The following is a 17,404-nucleotide window of genomic DNA, read 5'->3' as shown; positions in this document are numbered from 1 at the left end:
ATGGACGTTCATCGGGTGAAATTTCACTCCGCCGCTGCAACTTTCTTCATCGGCCGCCGCTCCAGCAATTCTCTAAGGAACTGGCCCGTATAGGAGCGCTTCTCCTTGACGATGGTCTCCGGCGTGCCCACCGCCACGATCTCGCCGCCGCCATCACCGCCCTCGGGACCGAAATCAAGAATCCAGTCTGCTGTCTTGATGACTTCGAGATTGTGCTCGATGACCACGACCGAATTGCCCTGATTGACCAGCTCATGCAGCATTTCCAGAAGCTTGGCGACGTCGTGGAAATGGAGCCCGGTGGTCGGTTCGTCGAGAATGTAGAGCGTGCGGCCCGTCGATCGCTTCGACAGTTCCTTGGCTAGCTTGACGCGCTGCGCCTCGCCACCCGAAAGCGTATTGGCCTGCTGTCCCACCTTGATATAGCCGAGGCCGACATCCTTCAGGCTCTGCAACTTGTCGCGCACGGCAGGGACCGCGGCAAAGAAATCGACCCCTTCTTCGACCGTCATGTCGAGCACATCGGCGATCGACTTGGTCTTGAAGGTGACGTTCAGCGTCTCCCTGTTGTAGCGCTTGCCGTGGCAGACGTCGCAAGTCACGTAGACGTCGGGCAAAAAGTGCATCTCGATCTTGATAACGCCGTCGCCCTGGCAGGCCTCGCAGCGGCCACCTTTGACGTTGAAGGAGAAGCGGCCCGGCTGATAGCCGCGCGCCTTGGCCTCAGGCAGTCCGGCAAACCAGTCGCGGATCGGTGTGAAGGCGCCGGTATAGGTCGCCGGGTTCGACCGCGGCGTGCGGCCGATCGGCGATTGGTCGATGTCGATCACCTTGTCGATATGTTCGAAGCCATCGATGCGATCATGATCGGCCGGGATTTCACGCGCGCCCATGACGCGCCGCGCAGCCGACTTGTACAGCGTCTCGATCAGGAAGGTGGACTTGCCGCCGCCGGACACGCCGGTGACCGCCGTGAAGACGCCGAGCGGAATGGAGGCCGTGACATCCTTGAGGTTGTTGCCTCTTGCGCCGACGACCTTGATTTCCTTGCCCTTCTTGGGCTTGCGACGCTCTTCGGGAACGGGCACGCCAAGTTCGCCGGAGAGATATTTTCCCGTCAGCGACTTCGGGTTCGCCATGATGTCCTGCGGTGTGCCATGCGCAATGACCTGGCCGCCATGCACGCCGGCCGCAGGGCCGATATCGACCACGTCGTCCGCCGTCAGGATCGCATCCTCGTCATGCTCGACGACAATAACCGTGTTGCCGATATCGCGCAGGTGCTTCAACGTTTCCAGAAGGCGGGCATTGTCGCGCTGATGCAGGCCGATCGACGGTTCGTCGAGCACATAGAGCACGCCCGTCAGTCCCGAACCGATCTGCGATGCCAGCCGGATGCGCTGACTTTCGCCGCCCGAAAGCGTGCCGGAATTGCGCGACAGGCTCAGATATTCGAGGCCGACATCGTTCAGGAAGCGCAGGCGATCGCGGATCTCCTTCAAGATACGCACAGCAATTTCGTTCTGCTTGTCGGTGAAGGTCTCCGGCAGCTCGTTGAACCAGTCGCGGGCGACGCGGATCGACATTTCCGCTACCTGACTGATGTGCAGCTTGTTGATCTTGACCGCGAGGGCTTCCGGCTTCAGGCGATAGCCGTTGCAGGCCGGGCAGGGCGCCGCCGACATGTAACGCTCGATCTCTTCGCGCGCCCAGGCGGAATCGGTTTCCTTCCAGCGGCGCTCAAGGTTCGGCACGATGCCTTCGAAATTCTTGTGCGTCGTGTAGGAACGGGCGCCATCGGCATAATGGAACTCGATCTTGTCTTCCGTGCCGTTCAGAATGACGTCCTGAGCCTTTTCCGACAGTTCGTTCCAGCGGCTGCCGAGCTTGAAGCCGTAATGCTTGCCGAGGGCTTCCAGCGTCTGGTTGTAATAGGGCGAGCTGGACTTGGCCCAGGGAGCGATCGCCCCGTCGCGCAGCGTACGCTCCGGCTCCGGCACGATCAGATCCCGATCGATCTTCTGCTGCGAGCCGAGGCCGTCGCAGGAAGGGCAGGCGCCGAAGGGATTGTTGAACGAGAACAGGCGTGGTTCGATTTCCGGAATGGTGAAGCCGGAAACCGGGCAGGCAAACTTCTCCGAGAACAAAACGCGCTCATGCGTCTCGTTCAGTGACTTGTTGGCCGAGCCGCCGGCGGCGGTTTCTTCGGGCGGCAATGGCTTGTCGGCGAATTCAGCAACGGCAAGGCCGTCGGCAAGGCGCAGCGATGTTTCGAAGCTGTCGGCCAGGCGAGACGCCATATCGGGCCTGACGACGATACGGTCGACCACCACGTCGATGTCGTGCTTGTACTTTTTGTCGAGCGCCGGCACATCGGCGATCTCGTAGAACTGCCCGTCGACCTTGACGCGCTGGAAGCCCTTTTTCATGAGCTCCGCCAGTTCCTTCTTGTATTCGCCCTTACGCCCGCGCACGAGCGGCGCCAGAATATAGAGCCTGGTGCCTTCCTCGTAGGCGAGCACCCGATCCACCATCTGGCTGACCGTCTGGCTCTCGATCGGCAGGCCGGTAACAGGCGAATAGGGCACGCCGACGCGCGCGAACAACAGGCGCATATAGTCGTATATTTCGGTGACAGTGCCGACCGTCGAGCGCGGATTGCGCGAGGTCGTCTTCTGCTCGATCGAAATGGCGGGCGACAGACCGTCGATCTGGTCGACATCCGGCTTCTGCATCATTTCGAGGAACTGGCGCGCATAGGCCGAAAGGCTTTCGACATAGCGTCGCTGTCCCTCGGCGTAGATGGTGTCGAAGGCAAGCGACGACTTGCCAGAGCCGGAAAGACCGGTCATGACAATCAGCTTGTTGCGCGGCAGGTCGAGGTCGATGCCCTTGAGATTGTGCTCGCGCGCACCACGTATGGAAATAGTCTTCAGTTCGCTCATCGTCGTATGCAGGTCCCTTGGAGTCTGCCTTTATTTAGTGATGTCAGCTCGCGAGTCGAGGCTGAAATGAAAGGTTGGAGCCGGGTTTTCGATTCCGTTGACACGATCATAAAGACAAATTAGAACAAAGAAAGAACAAAATTGCCTTTGGATATTTCTTTGTGGATGAAGATGCCTCTGGCAGTGCTGGAACAACACCTGATGATGGCAATGGTCTAAGGTGTGCCAATGAAATTTAGGGGCCGTCGATGGGCGGCAAATAGGGTGATGTCATGGCCGGTAGTGTGAACAAGGTAATTCTGATTGGAAATCTCGGAGCGGACCCGGAAATCCGCCGCACGCAGGACGGCCGGCCGATCGCCAATCTCAACATCGCCACCTCGGAAACTTGGCGCGACCGTAATTCCGGCGAGCGCAAGGAAAAGACGGAATGGCATCGCGTTGTCATCTTCAATGAAGGCCTCTGCAAGGTCGCCGAGCAATATTTGAAGAAGGGCGCCAAGGTTTATATCGAAGGCGCACTCCAGACACGCAAATGGCAGGATCAGAACGGCCAGGACAAATATTCGACGGAAATCGTGCTGCAGGGCTTCAATTCGACCCTGACGATGCTGGATGGCCGCGGAGAAGGCGGCGGCACGGAAGGCGGCAGTCGTGGTGGTCGCGGCGGCGGTGACTTTGGTGGCGGCTATGGCGGTGATTATGGTGGCGACGATTACGGCCAGCCGTCTTCGCAGGGCTCCTCCCGTGGTGGCGGAGGCGGTAACCGCGGCGGTGGCAGCCCGGCAGGCGCTAGTGGCGGCAACTTTTCGCGCGATCTGGACGACGATATCCCGTTCTGAGCCTAGCGGCATAGCCGAAGGATTTTCTCGAAGCCCGCCTTATCGGCGGGCTTTTGCATGACGAGGCCAATTTTCAGGGAAGAGTCAGCGCCGCCCTTGCACCGTCCACGACGAATTGCGCGGCAAGCGCGGCGAGAATGACCCCTAGCAGGCGGGTCAGGATGGCGCGGCCGGTCGCTCCGAGCATGCGGTCGAGCCTGTCGGAAATGGCAAGTGCGGCAAAGACGAGGGCAAGATTGACGGCGATGACGCCGATCAGTTGCGCGCGGTCGAGCGTCGTCTGCAGCGAGCCCGCCAGCAGGATCGTGGCCGAGATTGCGCCCGGACCGGCGATCAGGGGCAGGGCGAGCGGAAAGACTGCGATATTGCGGATATGATCCTGCGTGATCGCCACCTCGGTCGTCTTTTCCTTCCGGTCCTGCCGCCGCTCGAACACCATCTCGAAAGCGATCCAGAAAAGCAGCAGGCCGCCGGCGATACGGAAGGCACCGATGGAGATGCCGAGAACGCCGAGGACGCTCGCGCCGAACAGGGCAAAAGCCGCCAGAATGAAGAAGGCGATCAGCGAGCCGCGCAAGGCCACCTGCTTGCGCTCGGAGCGGTTCATGCCAGCCGTGAGACCGATGAACAGCGGCGCTAGCCCCGGCGGATCGACTGTGACAAGGAGAGTCGTGAAGGCATTGATCAGCGTATCCGCACTTGCCATATGTTCCCCGGAGACTGTTCTATCGTTGTTATCAGCCATTGTTATGCGAGGAATGTGCTTTCGCAAAGCGTAATGCATCGCTATAGGCGGGTTGCGCCACGGAAATGTTCGATTTCATGGCTTAAAGAGGCAAAAGCCTGTTCACAAACGTCGGCCCAAATTGGCGCTCGCCGGGCCTTTCGGCTATAAATTTCGCAGTGATTCTAAAAGAGATCGTGATCTGTTTTGACTGAGCAAACACCACCCGGCGGCGGGAAGCTCCCGCCAGGCATCGAGCCGATTTCCATCATGGAGGAAATGCAGCGGTCGTATCTCGATTACGCCATGAGCGTAATCGTCAGCCGTGCGCTTCCCGATGTCCGCGATGGTCTCAAGCCAGTTCATCGGCGCATCCTCTATGCCGCCCATGAAAGCGGCTATCACTGGAACCGCAAATATGTGAAGTCAGCTCGTCCCGTCGCCGACGTCATGGGTAAATACCATCCCCACGGCGACGCTTCGATCTACGATGCCTTGGTCCGCATGGCGCAGAACTGGTCGATGCGTGTGCCGCTCATCGACGGGCAGGGCAATTTCGGCTCGATCGACGGCGACCCGCCGGCGGCGATGCGTTACACGGAATCGCGCCTGACCAAGGTCGCCCATGAGCTGATCGAGGATATCGACAAGGAAACGGTCGATTTCCAGGAAAACTACGATGCGACTTCGGAAGAGCCGAAGGTTCTGCCTGCGCGCTTCCCCAATCTGCTCGTCAACGGCTCCGGCGGCATCGCCGTCGGCATGGCGACGAATATTCCGCCGCACAATCTGTCGGAAGTGGTCGACGGCTGTATTGCGCTGATCGACAATCCGGCAATCGAGCTGCCCGAGATGATGCAGATCATCCCCGGTCCGGATTTCCCGACCGGCGCGAAGATTCTCGGCCGTGCCGGTATCCGTTCCGCCTATGAGACGGGCCGCGGCTCCGTCGTCATGCGTGGCGTTGCGACGATCGAGCCGATGCGCGGCGATCGCGAGCAGATCATCATCACAGAAGTCCCTTTCCAGGTGAACAAGGCGTCGATGATCGAGAAGATGGCCGAGCTCGTGCGCGAAAAGCGCATCGAGGGTATCTCGGACCTTCGCGACGAATCCGACCGTCAGGGCTATCGCGTCGTCGTCGAGTTGAAGCGAGATGCCAACGCCGATGTCATTCTGAACCAGCTCTATCGTTATACGCCGCTGCAGACCTCGTTCGGCTGCAACATGGTGGCGCTGAACGGTGGCAAGCCCGAACTAATGAACCTGATGGACATGCTGCGCGCTTTTGTGGCTTTCCGTGAGGAAGTCATCAGCCGCCGCACCAAGTATCTGCTGCGCAAGGCGCGCGATCGTGCCCACGTCTTGGTGGGTCTCGCGATTGCGGTTGCCAATATCGACGAGGTCATCCGCGTCATTCGTCAAGCGCCGGATCCGCAATCGGCCCGCGAAGAGCTGATGACGCGCCGCTGGAACGCTGCTGATGTCGAATCGCTTATCCGGCTAATCGACGATCCGCGTCACCGCATCAACGAGGATGGCACCTACAACCTCTCGGAAGAGCAGGCACGCGCCATTCTCGAACTGCGACTGGCTCGCCTGACCGCCCTCGGCCGTGACGAAATCGACGAGGAACTCAATCAGATCGGCGCCGAGATCAAGGATTACCTTGATATTCTGTCTTCGCGCCTGCGTATCCAAACCATTGTAAAAGAAGAGCTTGCGGCCGTTCGAGACGAGTTTGGAACGCCGCGCCGCACCGAGATCGTCGATGGCGGTCTCGAAATGGACGACGAGGATCTGATCGCTCGCGAAGACATGGTCGTCACCGTTTCGCACCTTGGTTACATCAAGCGCGTGCCGCTGACGACCTATCGTGCGCAGCGCCGCGGCGGCAAGGGCCGCTCGGGCATGACGACCCGTGACGAAGATTTCGTTACCCGGCTATTTGTTCTCAATACGCATACGCCGGTCCTGTTCTTCTCGTCCCATGGTATCGTCTACAAGGAGAAAGTCTGGCGCCTGCCGATCGGCACGCCGACCTCGCGCGGCAAGGCGCTGATCAACATGCTGCCGCTGGAGCCCGGCGAACGTATCACGACAATCATGCCGCTGCCCGAGGATGAGGATAGCTGGGATAATCTCGACGTCATGTTCACCACGACGCGCGGAACGGTGCGCCGTAATAAGCTGTCGGACTTCGTGCAGGTGAACCGCAACGGCAAGATCGCCATGAAGCTCGAGGAAGAGGGCGACGAAATCCTCTCCGTCGAGACCTGCACCGAGCAAGACGACGTGCTGATGACGACGGCGCTTGGCCAGTGCATCCGCTTCTCGGTTTCGGACGTGCGTGTCTTTGCCGGCCGCAATTCGATCGGCGTTCGCGGCATCAACCTGGCAGCTGGCGACCGCATTATCTCCATGACGATCGTCCGCCATGTGGATGCAGAACCTTGGGAGCGCGCCGCCTATCTCAAGCGCTCCGTCGGCGAGCGCCGCTCCGCAACGGGCGAGGACGAGGAAATCGCGCTGGTCGGCGAAGAAGTCACCGAAGAGGGACAGCTGAACGATGAGCGCTACGAAGAGCTGAAGGCGCTGGAGCAATTCGTTCTGACGGTTTCGGAAAAGGGCTTCGGCAAGCGCTCCTCCTCCTACGACTTCCGTATCTCCGGTCGCGGCGGCAAAGGTATTCGCGCCACCGACACGTCGAAGACTGGCGAGATCGGCGAACTCGTTGCCGCCTTCCCGGTTGAAGACGGCGATCAGATCATGCTGGTCTCGGATGGCGGTCAGTTGATCCGCGTTCCCGTTGGCGGCATCCGCGTCGCCAGCCGTGCCACCAAGGGCGTTACCATCTTCTCGACCGCCAAGGATGAGAAGGTGGTATCCGTCGAGCGCATCAGCGAGCCGGAAGGCGAAGACGATGCGGGCGCCGACGATGAAGCGACCAACGGTGAGGCCGGCGGTGATGTCGAGGGCGCAAGCGGGGAATAGGGATCGCAGCGTCGAATGGCGACCGGCGGACAATCGGTTCGCCGTGATGAAAGAATAAAGTCGTTACAATCGCCTAAGTCTGCCGTGAAAAGCAGTCTTAGGCGATTTCTTTTGGATCAGTGCCGAATATCAGGCGCCTGAAATTTCAAAGATGTCCGGTGCCCTTTATTCGAGTCGCCTTTTGTCGGCGGAAAAAGCCGGCAATAGGTCGAGGCTAGCCCGGTCTAATTGCGCCAATACCTGCTCATAGCCGAAACGAAAGCGCCAACCTCCGGCTCGGAGGGCGTGGTGGCCGAAATAATGTGCCGTTGAAATTGATCGCCGCTATTCGTCAAAGCCGCCGCATGGGCATCGGCGACGTCACGGACGTCGGCCCCGCGACGCAAGCGATAGGCAGCCATCACATTGCTGGGCTCAGGAAAGCTGCGAGCCATGCGCAAAACGCGCACCTCCAAATCCGAACAAGCCATCGCTTGCAGGATCCGCTCCAACTCGAGCTTCGTGCGATGGTAGATGCTTATGGGTTCGCGCTGGCAGCGGTCGCTGGAATGAAAAAACCGGACGCTGGAGGCGTCCGGTTTTTGGTCAGTCAAGCACTTGGGAGATGTGAATGATATAAGGAGATCAGAGCGTCTTGTGACGCTTATGCAGCCTCTTGCTCTCTTCGCTCTCGCGATGGAGCGCCGAAATAGTGGATGCAACGGAGACGACAAACATGATGCTGATGAACAGTGTAAGCATCGTCAAAATCGTGAACATGATCGCTCCCTCCTTTGGTGGGACTAGCGTTCAGATCCCTTAGTACTGGCTTACGGCAATGAAGTTACGAGCCGAAGCAAAGGGACCATAGATCTTCGACTGGTCGGGTTTTTGATCGTAAAGTGCGATGGTGGCCGCGAGCATTCCCGTAATCATGGTCATCCAAACAGCGTTAATAAGGGTGATCTTGTGGGACATACTCATCTTCCTTCTTGCCGCAATGTGCAGTCTGAGTTTCGAAGTTTAAACGCAGCGGTTTGCAAATGGTTCCGCCGATGTTGAGAGGTATCTAGCAATGCGTGCCTGAAGCGACTTTGAATGCCTTGTTCATCTGGCGTTCAGATTCGCGATGCGTTTTGCGCATGGCAATGACGATTTCTTGGGCAGAATCCACGTTTTCCGCGGCTTCTGGCGTAGCAGCCCATTCGATCTCGTATTTTTCGCAGAAAAGATGAACGACGTATTCGACGAAAAATGAACAGACGATGGCGACCGTAATAATGAAGACCAACATGGCGTGACATTCCCAGAGCCGAGGTCGGCGAGCCGTTGAAACCAGCCCGCCTTGATGTTGGCGGCAGTAATGCATTGTCGATCTGAAACAGGCTTGAATGCCGCATTCATCTGCGGTTCAGAGGCAGCCTGCGGGTTGCAAATAACTTGCGATGTTGCCCCATCCGTGACAAAAGGCGTCGAAACAACGAGCCGGCCTGGTATGACGACAGCCTTTTATCCCGGATCCTTCGACCCGATGACCAACGGACATCTGGATGTCCTCGTGCAGGCGTTGAATGTCGCCTCCAGAGTCATTGTGGCGATTGGCGTTCATCCCGGCAAGAAGCCGCTTTTCTCTTTCGAGGAGAGAGCGGAACTGATCCGCAGATCGCTTACGGACGCTTTGCCGCATAAGGCGGGTGACATTTCCGTCGTCGCCTTCGAAAATCTGGTGGTCGACGCCGCCCGGGCCCATGGCGCCACCTTGCTGGTTCGCGGCCTACGCGATGGTACCGATCTCGACTATGAGATGCAGATGGCCGGCATGAACAGGCAGATGGCGCCCGATATCCAGACGTTGTTTCTGCCGGCTGGTACGGCTTCGCGGCCCATAACCGCCACATTGGTGCGGCAGATCGCATCCATGGGCGGTGACGTCAGCACCTTCGTGCCGCCGGCGGTTCTGGAAGCCCTGACCGCCAAACTCAAAGACAAGACCAGCGCCAAAAGCTGAGCCGAAATCCATTTCCGAACGGAGCACCCATGAAACTCTTTCATATCGCAATGGCAGGCGCTTTGAGCCTTGCCGCCTTCGCAGGTAGCACAATCTCGGCTGCTGCTGCGGACCTTCTGACGATCCAGCTCAAGGACGGCCCGGTCGTCATCCAGCTGATGCCAGAGGTTGCTCCGAAGCATGTCGCGCAGATCGAGGCGCTGGCCAAGAAGGGGGCGTATGATAACGTCGTATTCCACCGCGTTATCGATGGCTTTATGGCCCAGACCGGCGATGTCCAGTACGGCAATACGACGAAGGGTTATAATGCGGGCAAGGCCGGCACCGGCGGTTCCGATTTGCCGAACCTTCCGGCCGAATTCTCCAAGACACCCTTCACGCGCGGCACTGTCGGCATGGCGCGCGCTCAGGATCCGAATTCTGCCAACTCGCAGTTCTTCATCATGTTTGCCAATGGCGATTTCCTGAACGGCCAGTATACGGTCGTCGGCAAGGTCGTCTCCGGCATGGAACTCGTCGACAAGATCAAGCGCGGCGAGGGCCAGAACGGCGAAGTGAGCAACCCGGACAAGATGATCAAGGTCACTGTCACCAAGAAGTAATTTCACAGGCATGATCCCCAGAATGCCTCTGTGGCTTTGGGCAAGGTCATGCTGAATCAGGCGACATGACCCCAAAAGTGCCGCGCGGCGCTCGGGGCATGCGCAATCAAGAAGAGAAAAGAGGAAACGAACATGGCTGAGATCAAGGATCCAGAAAACACCCTCATCCTGGAAACCACCAAGGGCCAGGTTGTCATTCAGCTTCTGCCGCAGGTCGCTCCCGAGCATGTTGCCCGCATCAAGGAACTGGCACGCGAAAAGGCTTACGACAATGTCGTGTTCCATCGCGTCATCGATGGCTTCATGGCCCAGACCGGCGATGTCGAACATGGCAAGGTCGGCGGCAACACCGCTCGCGCCGGCACGGGCGGCTCGTCCAAGCCGGACCTGAAGGCGGAATTCTCCGCGACCTCGCATATTCGTGGCACCTGCTCGATGGCGCGTTCGCAGAACCCGAACTCGGCAAACTCGCAGTTCTTCATCTGCTTTGCCGACGCACCTTGGCTGAATAAGCAGTACTCCGTTTGGGGCCAGGTGATCTCCGGTATGGACAATGTCGACAAGATCAAGCGCGGCGAGCCGGTGAAGGACCCGGATTCGATCGTATCCGCGCGGGTTGCCGCCGACGTCTGATCGTGATTATTCCTGAAACCCGCCTCTTGCGCCTCGGCGTGAGGGGCGGGTTTCGCTTTGCCTGGATGAGTTGAATGCGTGTTGACCTTTTCGATTTCGATTTGCCGGACGAGCGTATTGCGCTCAGGCCTGCCGAGCCGCGCGACAGCGCGCGCCTGCTCGTCGTCGATCCGAACAACGAAGCAAACACGCTGAGCGACCATCAGGTGCGGGATCTGCCGTCCTTCCTGCGTCCTGGCGATGCCATGGTCTTCAACGATACCAGGGTCATCCCGGCGCAACTGGAAGGCATTCGCCATCGCGAGGGTGCTCCCGGCCAGCAGGTTTCGGCAACCTTGCATATGCGTGTTGCACCTGATCGCTGGAAGGCTTTCGCCAAGCCCGGCAAGCGCATCAAGATCGGCGATCGCATCCAGTTTGGCCACGGCGAGAATGTCTGCGCACTCGGCACGCTCGACGCAACGGTCGAGGATAAGGGCGAGGGCGGCGAGATCACTCTGCGGTTCGATCTATCCGGTCCTGCTCTCGATGAGGCGATCGCCACCGTAGGGCATATTCCGCTGCCGCCCTATATCGCGGCGAAGCGCCCGGAAGACGAGCGTGATCGCGCCGATTATCAGACGATCTATGCGCGTGAAGAGGGCGCCGTTGCGGCACCCACAGCAGGCCTGCATTTCACGCCGTCGCTATTTGCCGCGCTCGATGCCATGGGTATCGAGCGACATTTTGTGACGCTACATGTCGGCGCCGGTACCTTCCTGCCCGTCAAGGCCGACGATACCGACGATCACAAGATGCATTTCGAGATCGGTTATGTCGATGCCGCCACCGCTGCAAAGCTGAATGCCGTCAAGGCGAGGGGCGGGCGCATCGTCTGCGTCGGAACCACGTCGCTGAGATTGATCGAAAGTGCCGCCGCCGATGATGGCACGATCAAGCCCTGGCAGGCTGCCACGGGCATTTTCATCACGCCCGGCTACCGCTTCAAGGCCGTCGACATACTGATGACCAATTTCCACCTGCCGCGCTCGACCCTGTTCATGCTCGTATCGGCCTTTGCCGGCCTCGATACGATGCGCGCGGCCTATACCCACGCTATCGAGACGGGCTATCGCTTCTATTCCTATGGCGATGGCAGCCTGCTCTACCGGAAAGACTAGGACGAAATGAGCGAGAGCTTTCAGTTTCAATTGAAGAAAACCGATGGCGGCGCGCGCCTCGGCGAAGTCTCAATGCCGCGCGGGACGATCCGCACGCCGGCCTTCATGCCTGTCGGCACGGTCGGCACCGTCAAGGCCATGTACCTCGATCAGGTGCGCGAGACGGGTGCCGATATCATCCTCGGTAATACCTATCACCTGATGCTGCGCCCGACCGCCGAGCGTGTCGCCCGCTTGGGTGGCCTGCATCAGCTGATCCGCTGGCCGCATCCGATCCTCACCGATTCCGGCGGTTTTCAGGTGATGTCGCTCTCAGGTCTGCGCAAACTGGACGAGCAGGGCGTCACCTTCAAATCGCATGTCGATGGCAGCCTGCATCACATGTCGCCGGAGCGATCGATCGAGATCCAAGGACTGCTCGATTCCGACATCCAGATGCAGCTCGATGAGTGCGTCGCCTTGCCGGCGACGCCGAAGGACATCGAGCGCGCCATGGAAATGTCGCTTCGTTGGGCGGAGCGCTGCAAGGTGGCTTTCGGCAACCAGCCCGGCAAGGCGATGTTCGGCATCGTGCAGGGCGGCGATGTTCCGGAGCTTCGTGTCCGGTCCGCGCAGGCGCTGAGCAGCATGGACTTGAAGGGCTATGCGGTCGGCGGCCTTGCCGTTGGCGAGCCGCAGGAAGTCATGCTGCGCATGCTCGAGATCACTCTTCCTGAGCTGCCGACGGAGAAGCCGCGTTACCTGATGGGCGTCGGCACGCCGGACGACATCCTGAAGTCCGTCGCACGCGGCATCGACATGTTCGATTGCGTGATGCCGACCCGCTCGGGCCGTCATGGATTGGCCTTCACCCGGCGCGGCAAGGTGAATATCCGCAATGCTCGCCATGCCGAAGACATGCGCCCGCTGGACGAACAGTCGAACTGCCCGGCTTCGCGTGATTATTCGCGCGCTTATCTGCATCATCTCGTCCGTGCGAACGAAGCGCTCGGCGGCATGCTGCTCTCCTGGCACAATCTCGCCTATTACCAGGAACTGGTGCAGGGCATCCGCCAGGCGATCGCCGAAGGCCGCTTCGCTGATTTCATGGCCGAAACGCAGGAGAACTGGGCGAGAGGCGATCTCGAGCCAGTCTAATCGCCGACACTGGCGAGTTGACAGTTTGCGTTCGCTTGTCTGTCAGGCGATTTCGCGCTATCGACGAACCGTCGGAAAAGGCAGGGTCGGTTTCGGTAAGCCCGACCCCTTCCATTCGGAAGCTCTGCTCCACGCCATTGGCGTGAGAACCCACGACGCGGAACTTGGCCATTCTGGCCGAGTGTCCCGCGTTGACGTGGGCTTTTGACCGACATGTCTCCGCGGGAAAACCCTTGGAGCTGTCATGAGATTGAACCACTTGGATTTGCATGTTCCCGATGTTGCCGCGACCCGGGATTTTCTTGTTGCTGCCTTCGGCCTGACCGAGGTCGAGACGCGCGGTGCAAATGGTCTCGCCATCCTGCGCGACGATGCCGGGCTTGAACTGGTCATCAGCCATCCCATCGAGAAATTCGGCGGCGCCGATACGGTGGCGGTCGGGCGCAATACCTATCACATCGGCTTCATCTTGCCGTCCCGCGAGGCGGTGGATGCGCAATATGAGAGGGTCAGGCTGGCGGGTGGCGAGGTCTGGCAGCCGCCTGCCGCCGTGCGTGGCGGATGGCTGTTCTACTGCTTCGCGCCCGGACGAATCCTCATCGAAATCGGATGGCGTCAAACCTCTTAAGGCGTTTGGTAAATCCTTTATTATCGATTGATCGCTATCTTTAACGCACATCCTTTTGAGCCAGCTGGAACAGGCTTGCCCCAGGCATTCTCTGTCTTCAGCCATGTCTCGAAATGGCATTGGTTACAATAAAGCATTGGGAAAAATAGCGAATCGGAATAAACGGTCCATCCGCCTTTGAGAAATATCATTGGCTGATTTGATTGCGTTGCCGCTTGGAATTTCAAAAAAATCCAGCTAAAACGCATTTTCTTGATCGATAAGGGCTGTACTACCGAAAATAGGAGGCACTTGCCGTTGAGGGCGCAACGCAAATTCGGGACATGTCTTTCGGGGCTATTGGTTGTCGGTCTGGCCGCCACCAGCTGCACGACGACACAGAAGACAACACCCACCCCTCGCAATACCACGAAGCCCATTCGTGCAGCGAAAGTAACGTATAACTACACCGCTAAAGACAAGGATTGTCTTGAACGCGTGATGTATTTCGAATCGCAACATTCCGACCCGGGCGGTTACATGGCCGTCGGAACGGTCGTGATGAACCGACTGACTTCCGGTGCCTATCCGCCCACGATCTGCGGTGTCGTTTCTCAGGAAAGGCAGTTTGCCCCAGGCTTGATGACCAAGGAAGTCAAGGATCAGGCAAAGCCGGATCTGGACGTCGCCGCTTCGGCGATCCTGCGCGGTGAGCGGCACCCCCAGGTGAAGGACGCGATGTTTTTTCATACCCAGGGCCTGCGGTTCCCCTACGATAACATGCACTATGTCGCGATAGCCGGCGGAAACGCCTTCTATGAGAAGCGCGGTCGAGATGGCGAATTGCAGACGCCGGCACCGCTTCCTGCTTACGAAGTCGCGATGAATTACGTATCCAATCAAGGCGGCTCACAGTCTCCGTTCGTTCTGCCGGAAATGCAGCCGCTGCAGCAGCAGGCCCCGTCCGTTGCGACCTTTACGCCGGTCTCGAACCCGACCGTGAGCATATCGGCCGCGCCGGCGACTATTCCGGCAGCGGTTCCTATCCCGACGCCGGCGCCCACGTCGATGTCGATTTCAGGACCGATCACGGATGCGAATGCCTTCGTGGCTCCGACTGCGACACCGATGCCGGTCTCGACAGTCGTCATTCCGCAGCCGCGCCCGGAATTCCAGGGCACTGGCGCCAATTTTTCGACTACTTCGCCTAGAATTCGCGGCTAGGGCAATTCGAGGAAAAGTGCGCAGCGGTTTTCCGTCCGGAATTGCGTAAAAACAAGAAGTTAGAGCGGCTCTCAGATTCCGTGAAAAACTGAACCGCTCTAGCAAAGCGGTCGCAAACGAGTAGCCAGCGCGTATCGTCTTCAGCGACGAACGCGCGGCGTCCCGGCACTTCAAGCTGTTCAGATGCCTTGGCTCGCCGTGTTGCGAAGAATCTGCACGCCGTTGATCTTGTAGCCGCCATCCGGTTGGCGGGTTATCTGATAAATTGCCGTCCAATCTTTCCCGTCTGTGCCGGTGATCATCACCTCCTGATAGACGACGGCGCCGTTGTCGATCGCGCGGCTCTTGCCGAAGGCGTAGTTACCGGGATGATAGACCGGCTGATAGGCCTTCTTCACCATGGCAAAGAAGCTGTCCTTGTCGGGGAAGAGCGCCTTGATGCCGGGTGCCGCGAAGGAATAGGCGGTAGCGGCATCATCATGCAGGAAGGCGCCTATCTGCGCCTGAATCAAGGTCTGGGCTGTTTGCACAGGATCCTCGGCATGCGTTGTCGAAGCAAGGGCGAGACATAGAATGGCAGCTAAGGGAAATGCACGCATGGGTGACCTCCAGCTATGTGGAGGTCAGAATAGCGCGCTTCCCGTCACCGCGACAGTGGTTACTGCCAGCGGCGGAAGAGGGCGCTGGCATTGACGCCGCCAAAACCGAAGCCGTTGGAGATCGCATAGTCCATGGTCATCGGCCGGGCTGTTGCGCCGACGATATCGATGCCCTCAGCCGCTGCATCCGGGTCCTGCAAATTGCGGGTTGGCGGGACAATCTGATCGCGCAGCGCCATGATGGTGAAGATCGCTTCCATGCCGCCGGCAGCACCTAGGAGGTGGCCGGTCGCCGCCTTCGTGCCGCTGACGGCGATCGCGCCATTTCGGCCGAAGACGGTCTTTATGGCCTCCATCTCGCCGCGGTCACCGACCGGTGTCGACGTAGCATGCGCGTTCAGATGCTTGACCTCGGCGGGGGAAATCCGGGCCTGAGACAGGGCCGCAAGCATGGCCCGCCGAGCGCCGTCGCCATCTTCGGGACCGGCTGTCATGTGATAGGCGTCCGCCGCTGTGCCGTACCCCACAAGTTCGGCAAGCGGCGTCGCGCCACGGGCCAACGCATGTTCCAGTGTCTCGATGACGAGCATGCCGGCGCCTTCGCCCATGACGAAGCCATCGCGAGCGCTGTCGAACGGGCGAGAAGCTTCCTCCGGCCGATTACTGAAGCCGGTGGAAAGTGCACGCGCGGCGGCAAAGCCTCCGAGGCTCACCTTGTCGATGCAGGCTTCCGCTCCTCCGCAAATGGCAACATCGGCCTCGCCGGCGCGGATCAGCCGCGCAGCGTCACCGATGGCCTGGACACTGGCAGCACAGGCCGTAACCGGCGCCCCAAGCGGCCCCTTATATCCATAGCGGATGCTGACCTGGCCGGCGGCGAGATTGACGAGGAAGGAGGGAACGGTGAAGGGCGACAGCCGTCTGACACCGCGTGTTTCAGCCGTGCGCACCGCATCGGCGATGGCCGGAAAGCCGCCGACACCCGATGCGATCACCGTTGCGGTCCGCTCCAGTTCGCCAACATCAGTCGGCTGCCACCCGGCCTGGAGGATGGCTTCCTCGGCAGCCGCCATGGCGAAGAGGATGAAGCGATCCATCTTCTTCTGGTCCTTGACCGGCACGTAACGATCGACATCGAAGCCGGCTTCGGCGTCCTCTGCTATATCGGGGACAACGCCGCCAACCTTGGCGGCGAGATCGCCCACCATCTTCTCAGGTAGAAGCTTGAGGCCGGAGCGCCCCTCGATCAGCCGTTTCCAGCTTGCGTTGACACTCACGCCCAAGGGCGAAACCAGTCCCATGCCGGTGACGACGATACGATCCATATTTTGCTCCTATTTGGTCAGGCGTCGAAGCCCATAAACCATGCTTTCATCTCGGCGATGCGCTTATGAACGGCGTCATCGGCCGCCGGCCCCGGCACGAGGATCGTGTCCTCGGGCTGAAAGGGGCGGCCGGTGACTCGGTCTATGAGAAGCGGCTCGCGGTCTTCGCCGGTATTGGCGTCGGCGAGCCGCACGGCGATCTCTTCGGGCGGCAGATGCCGATTACCCCAGGTGAAAAGCGCCATCAGAACGGGGAAGAAGTCGCGGCCCTTGTCGGTCAGCACATATTCGTAGCGCGGCGGCCGCTCATGATAGAGACGCCGTTCGAACAGGCCTTCGTCCGTCAGATGCTTGAGCCGACGCGTCAATATGTTCGGCGCGACGCCGAGACTTTTCTGGAATTCATCGAACCGGCTCAATCCCTGAAGCGCATCGCGCAGGATCAGAATGCTCCACCAGTCACCGACGCTTTCGAGCGCACGGGCAGCGGGGCATTTGAAGGTGCTGAAGCTCGTTCTTTGCATGGGTAGGGCAGATAGCATGAGTAACTATCATGATGCAAGTTACTATATGGAAGCTTAGATCAAGTAACCCACGATGACAAAAAAGCTCGCCTTCCCCTGGA

Annotated in this window: 18 protein-coding genes; 9 read left to right on the top strand and 9 right to left on the bottom strand. The window is 59.4% G+C overall.

The window, feature by feature from the left end; genetic code table 11:
* Window positions 1-23 precede the first annotated feature (23 nt).
* Window positions 24-2,945: an excinuclease ABC subunit UvrA gene (gene uvrA, locus QD409_RS06235; RefSeq protein ID WP_430762104.1), complete on the bottom strand. Its 2,922-nt coding sequence runs from the start codon at window positions 2,943-2,945 to the stop codon at window positions 24-26.
* A 272-nt stretch (window positions 2,946-3,217) separates the two neighbouring features.
* Here uvrA and QD409_RS06230 point away from each other — a divergent pair, with 272 nt between their 5' ends.
* Window positions 3,218-3,787: a single-stranded DNA-binding protein gene (locus QD409_RS06230; protein WP_430762103.1), complete on the top strand. Its 570-nt coding sequence runs from the start codon at window positions 3,218-3,220 to the stop codon at window positions 3,785-3,787.
* A gap of 73 nt (window positions 3,788-3,860) precedes the next feature.
* On the opposite strand, the gene QD409_RS06225 is transcribed toward QD409_RS06230, so the two are convergent.
* Window positions 3,861-4,493: a MarC family protein gene (locus tag QD409_RS06225; protein WP_092855245.1), complete on the bottom strand. Its 633-nt coding sequence runs from the start codon at window positions 4,491-4,493 to the stop codon at window positions 3,861-3,863.
* 225 nt (window positions 4,494-4,718) lie between these two features.
* On the opposite strand from QD409_RS06225, the gene gyrA reads away from it, so the two are divergent.
* On the top strand, window positions 4,719-7,505 hold the full coding sequence (gene gyrA, locus QD409_RS06220) for a DNA gyrase subunit A (RefSeq protein ID WP_092855247.1): 2,787 nt from the start codon (window positions 4,719-4,721) through the stop codon (window positions 7,503-7,505).
* A gap of 224 nt (window positions 7,506-7,729) precedes the next feature.
* Here the strand turns inward: gyrA and QD409_RS06215 are convergent, their stop codons facing one another.
* The 4 genes from QD409_RS06215 to QD409_RS06200 all read right to left on the bottom strand — a co-directional run bounded on the left by QD409_RS06215 (window position 7,730) and on the right by QD409_RS06200 (window position 8,778).
* Window positions 7,730-7,996, bottom strand: coding sequence for a hypothetical protein (locus tag QD409_RS06215; protein WP_430762102.1), 267 nt, complete (start codon window positions 7,994-7,996; stop codon window positions 7,730-7,732).
* Window positions 7,997-8,129: 133 nt separating this feature from the next.
* Entirely contained in the window at window positions 8,130-8,264 is a 135-nt protein-coding gene (locus tag QD409_RS06210) for a hypothetical protein (protein ID WP_276307824.1), read from the bottom strand.
* 39 nt (window positions 8,265-8,303) lie between these two features.
* Entirely contained in the window at window positions 8,304-8,462 is a 159-nt protein-coding gene (locus tag QD409_RS06205) for a hypothetical protein (RefSeq protein ID WP_430762101.1), read from the bottom strand.
* A gap of 91 nt (window positions 8,463-8,553) precedes the next feature.
* On the bottom strand, window positions 8,554-8,778 hold the full coding sequence (locus tag QD409_RS06200) for a hypothetical protein (RefSeq protein ID WP_430762100.1): 225 nt from the start codon (window positions 8,776-8,778) through the stop codon (window positions 8,554-8,556).
* 201 nt (window positions 8,779-8,979) lie between these two features.
* Between QD409_RS06200 and coaD the strand changes: the two genes are divergently transcribed.
* The 7 genes from coaD to QD409_RS06165 all read left to right on the top strand — a co-directional run bounded on the left by coaD (window position 8,980) and on the right by QD409_RS06165 (window position 14,855).
* A complete protein-coding gene (gene coaD, locus QD409_RS06195) occupies window positions 8,980-9,492 on the top strand; it encodes a pantetheine-phosphate adenylyltransferase (protein ID WP_092855250.1) in 513 nt (170 codons plus the stop codon).
* A gap of 29 nt (window positions 9,493-9,521) precedes the next feature.
* Window positions 9,522-10,094: a peptidylprolyl isomerase gene (locus tag QD409_RS06190; protein ID WP_092855252.1), complete on the top strand. Its 573-nt coding sequence runs from the start codon at window positions 9,522-9,524 to the stop codon at window positions 10,092-10,094.
* A gap of 132 nt (window positions 10,095-10,226) precedes the next feature.
* Complete coding sequence (locus QD409_RS06185; protein ID WP_092855253.1) at window positions 10,227-10,727, top strand: peptidylprolyl isomerase; 501 nt, start codon at window positions 10,227-10,229, stop codon at window positions 10,725-10,727.
* Between the two features lie 74 nt (window positions 10,728-10,801).
* On the top strand, window positions 10,802-11,887 hold the full coding sequence (gene queA / locus QD409_RS06180; RefSeq protein WP_430762099.1) for a tRNA preQ1(34) S-adenosylmethionine ribosyltransferase-isomerase QueA: 1,086 nt from the start codon (window positions 10,802-10,804) through the stop codon (window positions 11,885-11,887).
* 6 nt (window positions 11,888-11,893) lie between these two features.
* Window positions 11,894-13,024 carry a tRNA guanosine(34) transglycosylase Tgt gene (tgt, locus tag QD409_RS06175; protein WP_430762098.1) on the top strand — a complete coding sequence of 377 codons (1,131 nt, stop codon included), beginning with the start codon at window positions 11,894-11,896 and terminating at the stop codon, window positions 13,022-13,024.
* 244 nt (window positions 13,025-13,268) lie between these two features.
* Window positions 13,269-13,652: a VOC family protein gene (locus tag QD409_RS06170; RefSeq protein ID WP_092855259.1), complete on the top strand. Its 384-nt coding sequence runs from the start codon at window positions 13,269-13,271 to the stop codon at window positions 13,650-13,652.
* A 297-nt stretch (window positions 13,653-13,949) separates the two neighbouring features.
* A complete protein-coding gene (locus tag QD409_RS06165) occupies window positions 13,950-14,855 on the top strand; it encodes a cell wall hydrolase (protein WP_092855260.1) in 906 nt (301 codons plus the stop codon).
* 179 nt (window positions 14,856-15,034) lie between these two features.
* Here the strand turns inward: QD409_RS06165 and QD409_RS06160 are convergent, their stop codons facing one another.
* From QD409_RS06160 to QD409_RS06150, 3 genes are read right to left on the bottom strand one after another with little or no spacing between them, the layout of a single operon-like run.
* Window positions 15,035-15,454, bottom strand: a complete 420-nt coding sequence (locus tag QD409_RS06160; RefSeq protein WP_430762097.1) for a DUF4864 domain-containing protein — start codon at window positions 15,452-15,454, stop codon at window positions 15,035-15,037.
* A 59-nt stretch (window positions 15,455-15,513) separates the two neighbouring features.
* Entirely contained in the window at window positions 15,514-16,779 is a 1,266-nt protein-coding gene (fabF, locus tag QD409_RS06155; protein WP_430762096.1) for a beta-ketoacyl-ACP synthase II, read from the bottom strand.
* Between the two features lie 17 nt (window positions 16,780-16,796).
* A complete protein-coding gene (locus QD409_RS06150) occupies window positions 16,797-17,303 on the bottom strand; it encodes a winged helix-turn-helix transcriptional regulator (RefSeq protein WP_430762314.1) in 507 nt (168 codons plus the stop codon).
* Between the last annotated feature and the right edge of the window lie 101 nt (window positions 17,304-17,404).

The sequence above is a fragment of the Rhizobium sp. BR 315 genome (assembly GCF_050577975.1).
Lineage (GTDB): Bacteria > Pseudomonadota > Alphaproteobacteria > Rhizobiales > Rhizobiaceae > Rhizobium > Rhizobium miluonense.
The sequence above is the reverse complement of the archived record's forward strand: the minus strand, read 5'-3'. Positions and strand labels throughout refer to the sequence as shown.